This window comes from Cohnella lubricantis (assembly GCF_014212015.1).
Lineage (GTDB): Bacteria > Bacillota > Bacilli > Paenibacillales > Paenibacillaceae > Cohnella > Cohnella lubricantis.
In genome coordinates this window covers 1-5910 of record NZ_JACJVN010000010.1, presented here as the reverse complement: position 1 = coordinate 5910, position 5910 = coordinate 1, and the positions used below count along the sequence as shown (strand labels likewise).

The window sequence follows — 5910 nt, the reverse complement described above, 5'->3', positions numbered from 1 at the left end:
ACCAGCGCACCGGTGCGCTGACGCGCGGCGTGGTCAAAGATCTGCTGACGAACTCGGCGTTCCATCCGCACGGCATTAAAGTGAGGCTGACGGATGGCCAAGTTGGCCGCGTGCAGAACATTCAAGCCGAAGGCGAGTAGAGCCGACGCGCCCTGCCGAGCTCCTGTTCGAGGTCGATCAACGCCGACGGCCCTGCGCGAAGCTCATGGCGAGGCCGAGCGAACGACACGCCCTGCGCGAAGCTCCTGTCCGAGGGCGGTCAACGCTGACGCGCCTCGCACGAAGATCACAACCGAGGCCGAGCGAGCCGACGCGCGCCCTCACGAAGAACAGCCCGCCAGAACGCCGCTTAGGCGAACAGGCGGGCTTTCCTTCTGTTATCGACCAGCCATCACCGGTTCAGGATGTTGTCCTCCAGCACAGCGTACTTGTCGCCATACGCCTTCACGATATGCTGCTCGCCCCAGGCGCAGAGCGAATCGAGAATCGGCTTCAGGCTCCAGCCATACGGGCTGAGCTCGTACTCCACCTTCGGCGGCACCTGATTGTAGACGATGCGGTTCACGATGCCGTCGTCCTCGAGCTCGCGCAGCTGCTGCGTCAGCATCTTCTGCGTGATGGCGGGCATGAGGCGCTTCAGATCGCTCGTCCGCTTCTTGCCGTGCGTGAGATGGCACAGAATGACGCACTTCCACTTGCCCCCGATCACCTCAAGCGTCGCTTCGACGGAGATGTTGTATTTCTTCTTTTCCATCTATAATGCCTCCCCTGTCGGCAGGGCACTTAAAAGTGCCTATAGCACTTCAAGGTACCTATAGCACTCCAAAGTACGTACTACCCATAATGTATCGCATCCCTCATACTAGCACTTACCGGCCGGTGCATACCACAGCATGAGAGGTGGAAATACTTGACTGACTCGCATCGCAAAAGTGTCTTGGCGCTCATCGCGCTCGCGGTTAGCGCCTTTGCTATCGGAACAACCGAGTTCATCAGCGTCGGGCTGCTGCCTCTGATCGCTGACGACCTGCATATATCCGTCCGCATCGCGGGCCTGACGGTTACGCTGTACGCGCTTGGCGTGACGGTCGGCGCTCCGATCTTGACGTCGTTAACGGCCCGTGTGCCTCGCAAAATGCTGCTGCTCTGGATCATGGTCGTCTTCATCGCGGGGAACAGCCTAGCGGCAGGCGCGCAAGGCATCGCGCTGCTGCTCATCGGGCGTGTCGTCTCCGCCTTCGCCCACGGCGTCTTCATGTCGATCGGCTCGACGATCGCCGCCGATCTGGTGCCGGAGAACCGCCGCGCCAGCGCGATCTCCATTATGTTCTCCGGCCTCACCGTCGCGACGGTGACAGGCGTGCCGCTCGGCACGTTCATCGGGCAGGAGTGGGGCTGGCGCTGGTCCTTCGCGGCGATCGTCGCCGTCGGAGCGCTGGCGTTCCTCGCCAACGCGCTGCTCGTGCCCGCCGGATTGCGCCGCGGCACGTCCGTTCGGATGCGCGACCAAGGGAAGCTGCTCGCGAACGGACGGCTGCTGCTGGTGTTCGTCATTACGGCGCTCGGCTATGGGGGGACGTTCGTCGTCTTCACTTATCTGTCCCCGCTGCTGCACGATATTACCGGGTTCAGCGAGAGAACGACCGCCGTCATCCTGCTGCTCTACGGCGTCGCCATCGCCATCGGCAACTTGATCGGCGGCCGGGCGGCCAACCGCAAGCCGATCAACGCGCTGTTCTACATGTTCGCCGCGCAGGCGGTCGTCCTGCTGCTGCTGACGTTCGCGGCACCGTTCAAGGGGCCGGCGCTGGTCGTCATCTTCTTCATGGGGCTGTTCGCGTTCATGAACGTGCCGGGCTTGCAGTCGTATGTGGTGGTGCTGGCGGAGCGCTTCGTCCCGGCGATGAAGGATGTCGCCTCGGCGATGAATATCGCCGCGTTCAACGCGGGCATCGCGCTTGGCGCCTATGTCGGCGGCCTCGCGGAGGAGCGGATGGGGCTGGTGCACACGGCGTGGATCGGCGCCTTGATGGTCGCCGCCGCGGTCGCGCTGACGGCTTGGAGCCGGGGGTTGGAGCGGCGCGATAGGATAACAGGCTTATCACAATAGAGGAGGAATCATCAACATGGCAAGCATCGCAAACAATCTGCAGGACACAACAACATTGAACAACGGCGTCAAGATGCCTTGGCTGGGACTGGGCGTCTTCAAAGTAGAGGAAGGGCAGGAGCTGGTCGACGCGGTCAAGGCCGCGGTTCGGCACGGGTACCGGAGCATCGATACGGCCGCGATCTACGGCAACGAGCGGAGCGTCGGGCAGGCGATCCGCGAAGCGCTGGCGGAGACGGGGCTGCGGCGGGAGGATCTGTTCGTCACTTCGAAAGTGTGGAACGCGGACCTCGGCTATGAATCGACGCTGGCCGCATATGAAGCAAGTCTGGAGCGTCTCGGTCTCGACTACCTCGACCTATACCTCATCCACTGGCCGGTCGCGGGCAAATATCAAGACGCCTGGCGCGCGCTGGAGACGCTGTATAAGGCGGGCCGCGTGAAGGCGATCGGCGTGAGCAACTTCCAAATCCATCATCTCGAGGATCTGATGAAGGATGCCGAGATCGTGCCGGCCGTCAACCAGGTGGAATTCCACCCGCATCTGACGCAGCAAGAGCTGAGAAGCTTCTGCGCGGAGAAGGGCATTCAGGCGGAAGCTTGGTCTCCGCTGGCGCAGGGCCAGCTGCTCGGCGAGCCGACGATCCAAGAGATTGCGGCGAAGCACGGCAAGTCCGTCGCGCAAGTCATCATCCGCTGGGATCTGCAGCACGGCGTCGTAACGATTCCGAAGTCGACCAAGGAGCATCGCATCCAGGAGAACGCTTCGGTGTTCGACTTCGAGCTGTCGGCCGAGGAGATGGCGCGCATCGACGCGCTGAACCAGAATCGGCGGGTCGGGCCGGATCCGGACAATATTGATTTCTAATTGGAGAACTCTCTTGGCAGCTCTGCCGCCGCTCTGCAGCGATAGCGGAACGATGTTCCGTTATCGTCGAGCTGCAATAGGGTCTACGCGAGATAACGGAACGGCGTTCCGTTATGGCGATAATGGCCATGAGGCGAGTCGGGAACGAGTATCCGATTCGCCTTTTTTTGCATTTCAACCCGCCTTCGGCCTTCGTCATATATACTACGAATAGGCAGTTCATTTTTTTTGAACAGGAGCGGAGGCGGGGAACTTGTCCTTATATATACCCTATACGTTCTTCATGGTATTGGGGCTGATCGTCCTCGTCGCCGCGCTTCTTCTCATCAAACGGAGGAGAGCCGCCCGGTATATACTAATCGCTGCGTTGCCCGTCCTCCTGCTGATCCAATGCTACTTCTGGAACGCCGAATTCAATCTCTATGCCAAAAGTTATCTGTTCGCGAGCCGCTCCTATCAATGCGAATACGCGGATGAGCAGAGCGGCCTATCGATTCCTCTTCCGAGAAGAACGGTTATTCTTGGACGAGAAGACGGGTGTTCTCCGTTCTATTTCACTTATGTGGACGCCTCTCAGTTCAAATCCTTCTATGACAAGGAGCTGGCGCGTCTGAAGGAGGGCGGAGATATCGTCAATTATCGCTGCGATGAACGTGAAGATAGATACGCCGCGAGGTATAAGGAGTATGCAGTCGACACGCCCGGGGGTTCGCAGGTCACGATCGCCTACCGCCAAGATGCAGGGGGACGGTTCATCTCTATCGATATGAATCCCGGCGGCTGATCCGATTCTCCTGAAGCCGGGAGCGCTCGCTCGCCAGGCGGTATGGCGTATGCCAAAAGCCCCGGAGGCGCCGCCGTTAGATATGATAGAATAGAGCTAAACGCGCAGACGAGCGAATAAACTAGATTATCCCGAAAGGAAACGTGCCCTGTGAAAACGTTGGTCATCGCGGAGAAGCCGGACATGGGCCGCAACATCTCGTCGGTCATCGAGCCGAAGGCGAAGAATATGCGGAGTTATCTGGAGGGAGAACAGTATATCATCACGTGGGCGATCGGCCATCTGATCGGACTGGCGGAGCCGGATCGCTACGACGAGCGATACAAGAAGTGGAACTTCGGCGACCTGCCGATCATCCCGGAAGAGTTCAAGCTGCTGCCGAATCCGAAAACCAAAGATCAGCTCACCGTCATCAAGGAGCTCGCGGCGCGCTGCGACCGGCTCGTGAACGCCTGCGACGCCGGGCGTGAAGGACAGCATATTTTCTCGCTCATTAGACGCCACCTCAAGCTGCTGCAGCCGGTCAGCCGCCTGTGGATCTCGGACCTCACAGCCGAGACGATCCGGCGCGGCTTCGACGAGCTGAAGAGCGACGCCGAGTACGCGAACCTGACGGAAGCGGCGCGTGCGCGGAGCGAGGCGGACTGGCTCATCGGCATGAACGGCTCTCGCGCGTTCACGACGAAGCACAACGAGCTGCTGTCGGTCGGCCGGGTGCAGACGCCCGTGCTGGCGCTCATCTACGATCGGCAGAAGCAGATCGAGTCGTTCGATTCCCTGAAGTATTACGAGGTGAACGCCTTCTTCGAGCAAGGGAACACGACGACCTACCGCGGCCTGTGGCAGGGCGACCGGATCACCGACGAAGCGAAGGCGCAGGCGATCGCCGAGAAGGTGAAGGGCAAGACCGGCACGGTCGAGAGCTACGAGGTCAAGGACACGAAGGAGTACCCGTTCAAGCTGTACGACCTGACGCTGCTGCAGCGGGAGGCGAATGGCAAGTACGGCTTCCCGGCGAAGAAGACGCTCGATGTCGCACAGGCGCTCTATGAGAAGCACAAGGTCATCTCGTATCCGCGGACGAACTCCAACTACGTGAATGAGCAGAACATCCCGGAGATGCACCGGATCGCCGACATGCTGAAGAGCGTGCCGGAATACGGCCAGATGGCTGCAGGCGCGGAGAAGCGCTTCGTGCATAAGAACAACAAGGCGGTGTGCAACCCGTCGAAGGTCGAGGACCACCATGCGATCATGCCGACGATGAAGCGCCCGGGCACGCTCAGCCCCGACGAGCGGAAGATCTACGATCTGATCGTGCGGCGGTTCCTGTCGCACTTCTACCCGGCGGCGGAGTACAAGGTGCATACGGTGCTGACGGTCGTGGAGCAGGAGCGCTTCAAGACGACGATTAAGCAGCTGTTATCGCTGGGTTGGAAGGCGATCTATGCCGATGGGGGAAAAGACGGCGGCGATGCGGGCGCTGGCGGCGCCGGATCGCGCAAAGGCAAGAGCAAGGCGGACGGCGAGCAGGAACCGGAGGAAGAGGAGGAGACCGACGGTTCGTTCGAGCTGGACGCTTCGCAGCCGGTGGCCTGCGCGAACGCGGAAGTGAAGACGAAGGAGACGCAGCCTCCGAAGGCTTTCACCGAAGGCACGCTGCTGAAGGCGATGGAGAGCGCGGGCAAGCAGATCGAGGACGACGAACTGCGCGACGCGATGAAGGACAGCGGCCTCGGCACGCCGGCGACGCGCGCGGCGACGATCGAGCGGCTGAAGCAGGTCGGGTATATCGACATGCAAGGCAAGAAGATCGTCATCACGCCCAAGGGGCGCACCGCCGTCGAGCTTATCCGCGGCGCGGGCGTCGAGCTGCTCACGTCGCCGGAGATGACCGGCGCGTGGGAGAAGCGGCTGAACGAGATCGCGCGCGGTCAGGCGTCGGCGGAGCAGTTCATGAACAATGTGAAGCGGTTCACGGTGCAGATCATTGACAAGGTGCGCGTGCAGCGGCCCGCGGTCAAGAGCGCTTTCGCCCGGCCGGAGCCGGCGGCTGCCGGCGGCAAGGGCAAGGGCGGTTCGCGCCGCGCCGGCGGAGCGCGGGGCGCGAAGGAGGCCGCCGCGGCAGGCGCTGGCGGCGGGCAGGGC

General features: G+C 61.5%; 6 protein-coding genes. 5 read left to right on the top strand and 1 reads right to left on the bottom strand.

From position 1 onward, the window contains the following. Window positions 1–140, top strand: a 140-nt coding sequence (locus H4Q31_RS02115; RefSeq protein ID WP_185177422.1) for a YwbE family protein, incomplete at its 5' end; no start/stop codon positions are given. A 251-nt stretch (window positions 141–391) separates the two neighbouring features. On the opposite strand, the gene H4Q31_RS02110 is transcribed toward H4Q31_RS02115, so the two are convergent. Continuing rightward, the gene (locus H4Q31_RS02110; RefSeq protein ID WP_185177421.1) at window positions 392–754 is read right to left on the bottom strand and encodes a winged helix-turn-helix transcriptional regulator; all 363 of its coding nucleotides are present in this window, start codon (window positions 752–754) and stop codon (window positions 392–394) included. Window positions 755–910: 156 nt separating this feature from the next. On the opposite strand from H4Q31_RS02110, the gene H4Q31_RS02105 reads away from it, so the two are divergent. From H4Q31_RS02105 to H4Q31_RS02090, 4 genes are all read left to right on the top strand, one after another. Beyond that, window positions 911–2110: an MFS transporter gene (locus H4Q31_RS02105; RefSeq protein WP_185177420.1), complete on the top strand. Its 1200-nt coding sequence runs from the start codon at window positions 911–913 to the stop codon at window positions 2108–2110. Between the two features lie 25 nt (window positions 2111–2135). Next, a complete protein-coding gene (locus H4Q31_RS02100; protein ID WP_185177423.1) occupies window positions 2136–2978 on the top strand; it encodes an aldo/keto reductase in 843 nt (280 codons plus the stop codon). A 253-nt stretch (window positions 2979–3231) separates the two neighbouring features. Next, window positions 3232–3762, top strand: coding sequence for a hypothetical protein (locus H4Q31_RS02095; RefSeq protein WP_185177419.1), 531 nt, complete (start codon window positions 3232–3234; stop codon window positions 3760–3762). Window positions 3763–3912: 150 nt separating this feature from the next. Next, the coding region (locus H4Q31_RS02090) for a DNA topoisomerase 3 (RefSeq protein ID WP_185177418.1) at window positions 3913–5910 on the top strand (1998 nt) is incomplete at its 3' end.